At 48.8% G+C, this 3,028-nt stretch carries 2 rRNA genes (1 of these 2 cut by a window edge); both read left to right on the top strand.

Annotated elements, in window-relative coordinates:
- A 23S ribosomal RNA gene (locus B5Y40_RS19270) occupies positions 1 to 2,630 on the top strand (it extends 256 nt beyond the left edge of the window).
- Positions 2,631 to 2,784: 154 nt separating this feature from the next.
- Positions 2,785 to 2,896: ribosomal RNA gene (gene rrf / locus B5Y40_RS19275) — 5S ribosomal RNA — on the top strand.
- The last annotated feature ends 132 nt before the right edge of the window (positions 2,897 to 3,028 follow it).

Below are 3,028 nucleotides of genomic sequence, written 5' to 3' on the forward strand. Positions count from 1 at the left end.
AACCTAATTAGTTACGGCTAGTTAGGGGTTATAGGACTACAGTAGTCGACCAAAATGAAGCTGAACCGGGTGGGAAACCGGACGATACAGGGTGATAGTCCCGTAAGCGTAACTTTTTGGAAGATGGTAGTATCCTGAGTAGGGCGGGGTCGGAGATGCCCCGTTTGAAGTTGCCAGCACCATCTGGTAAGGCTAAATACTCCTGAGAGACCGATAGTGAACCAGTACTGTGAAGGAAAGGTGAAAAGTACTCCGAATAGGAGGGTGAAATAGAACCTGAAACCGTACGCCTACAAGCGGTCGGAGCCACGTGATGTGGTGACGGCGTGCCTTTTGCATAATGAGCCTACGAGTTACTGTCACTGGCAAGGTTAAGTGTTTTGAAACACGCAGCCGGAGCGAAAGCGAGTCTGAATAGGGCGCACAGTCAGTGGGAGTAGACGCGAAACTTTGTGATCTACCCTTGGTCAGGATGAAGTTCCGGTAACACGGGATGGAGGTCCGAACTAGTAAACGTTGAAAAGTTTTTGGATGAACTGAGGGTAGGGGTGAAAGGCTAATCAAACTGAGAAATAGCTCGTACTCCCCGAAATGCTTTTAGGAGCAGTGTGGAGGTTGAGTTTGTTACAGGTAGAGCTACCAATAGGACTAGGGGGAGTCACATCCTACCAAATCCTGATGAACTCCGAATGGTAACAAATATACTCTGCAATGAGGGCATGGGTGCTAAGGTCCGTGTCCGAGAGGGAAAGAACCCAGACCTGCAGCTAAGGTCCCAAAATCTACACTAAGTTGAACTAAGGCGGTTCAGTTGCTTAGACAGCCAGGATGTTTGCTTGGAAGCAGCAATTCATTTAAAGAGTGCGTAACAGCTCACTGGTCGAGCGACAGAGCATCGATAATAATCGGGCATCAAGTGTAGTACCGAAGCTCAGGATTTGCAGCAATGCAAGTGGTAGGGGAGCATTCTAACAGCGGCGAAGCAGTATGGTAATGTATTGTGGAGCAGTTAGAAAAGCAAATGTAGGCATAAGTAACGATAAGGCAGGCGAGAAACCTGCCCACCGAAAGACTAAGGGTTCCGCGGCAATGTTAATCAACCGCGGGTAAGTCGGGACCTAAGCAAAAGCCGAGAGGCGTATGTGATGGACAATTGGTTAATATTCCAATACTACCGTATTGAGCGATGGGGTGACGGAGGAGTGATAGTTCCGCGATCTGACGAAATAGGTCGTTAAAAGGCGTAGGTATAGGGCTTGCAGGAAAATCCGCAGGCTTTGCTGAAACCCAATAGTACCTGGAGGCTTCGGCCAAAGGGATAGAGAACGTAAGCAGACTTCCAAGAAAACCCCCTAAGCATATTGATATGGTACCCGTACCGGAAACCGACACAGGTAGTCGAGGAGAGGATCCTAAGGTGCTCGAGTGAGTCATGGCTAAGGAACTAGGCAAATTAACCCTGTAACTTCGGGAGAAGGGGTGCCTCCTCTAGCAATAGAGAGGTCGCAGAGAAATGGTCCAGGCGACTGTTTAACAAAAACACATGGCTATGCGAAATCGAAAGATGAAGTATATGGCCTGACACCTGCCCGGTGCTGGAAGGTTAAGGGGGGATGTTAGTCGCAAGGCGAAGCATTGAACTGAAGCCCCAGTAAACGGCGGCCGTAACTATAACGGTCCTAAGGTAGCGAAATTCCTTGTCGGGTAAGTTCCGACCTGCACGAATGGTGTAACGATCTGGACGCTGTCTCAGCCATGAGCTCGGTGAAATTGTAGTCACGGTGAAGATGCCGTGTACCCGTCACGGGACGGAAAGACCCCATGCACCTTTACTATAGCTTCGCATTGACATTGGGTAGATGATGTGTAGGATAGGTGGGAGGCGTTGATCCTGTGCCGCTAGGTATAGGGGAGCCAACGGTGAAATACCACCCTTTATTTATCTGATGTCTAATCCCTGAAAAGGGAGACAGTGCGTGGTGGGTAGTTTGACTGGGGTGGTCGCCTCCGAAAGTGTATCGGAGGCTTTCAAAGGTATGCTCAGTACGCTTGGTAACCGTATGTGGAGTGCAATAGCATAAGCATGCTTGACTGTGAGACTGACAAGTCGAGCAGGAACGAAAGTTGGATATAGTGATCCGGTGGTTCTGTATGGAAGGGCCATCGCTCAAAGGATAAAAGGTACGCTGGGGATAACAGGCTGATCTCCCCCAAGAGCTCACATCGACGGGGAGGTTTGGCACCTCGATGTCGGCTCGTCACATCCTGGGGCTGGAGAAGGTCCCAAGGGTTAGGCTGTTCGCCTATTAAAGTGGCACGCGAGCTGGGTTCAGAACGTCGTGAGACAGTTCGGTCCCTATCTGTGATGGGCGTAGGAAGTTTGAGAGGTCTTGACCTTAGTACGAGAGGACCGGGTTGAACCAACCGCTGGTGTACCGGTTGTGGCGTCAGCTGCATTGCCGGGTAGCTATGTTGGGACGAGATAAGCGCTGAAAGCATCTAAGCGCGAAACTCACCTCAAGATGAGACTTCCATTAAGGGACGTCAGAGATTATGACGTTGATAGGCTGCAGGTGTAAAGGCAGAAATGTCAAAGCTGAGCAGTACTAATTACCCGAACGCTTCAGGCCCCGGGTTCTAGCAATAGGATCCGGGGTAACAACGAAAAACAATCTTATGTGCTTGCTTTACATTACTAACTTTAATACTTCTACTCTTTTGCCAATACTGTCAAAGAAATATTGAAAGGGTTGCTTTTAGATAAGTGACGAACCTTTAAGATTTTAAGGTGACTATAGCGGTGGGGATCACCTCTTCCCATTCCGAACAGAGCAGTTAAGCCCGCCAGCGCTGATGGTACTGGGATAATACCTGGGAGAGTAAGTCGTTGCCTTTCTTTTACTAACTAAGCCTTTGGATAACCTCCAAAGGCTTTTTTTGTTTTACAACCTAGCCCACAAACATCATTCACTAAGCTCACATGAAGTAACCCGCAATAAATCTGGTAGAAACAAACTCATCCCTTGAG

The organism is Ohtaekwangia koreensis (genome assembly GCF_900167975.1).
GTDB classification, from domain to species: Bacteria; Bacteroidota; Bacteroidia; order Cytophagales; family Cyclobacteriaceae; genus Ohtaekwangia; species Ohtaekwangia koreensis.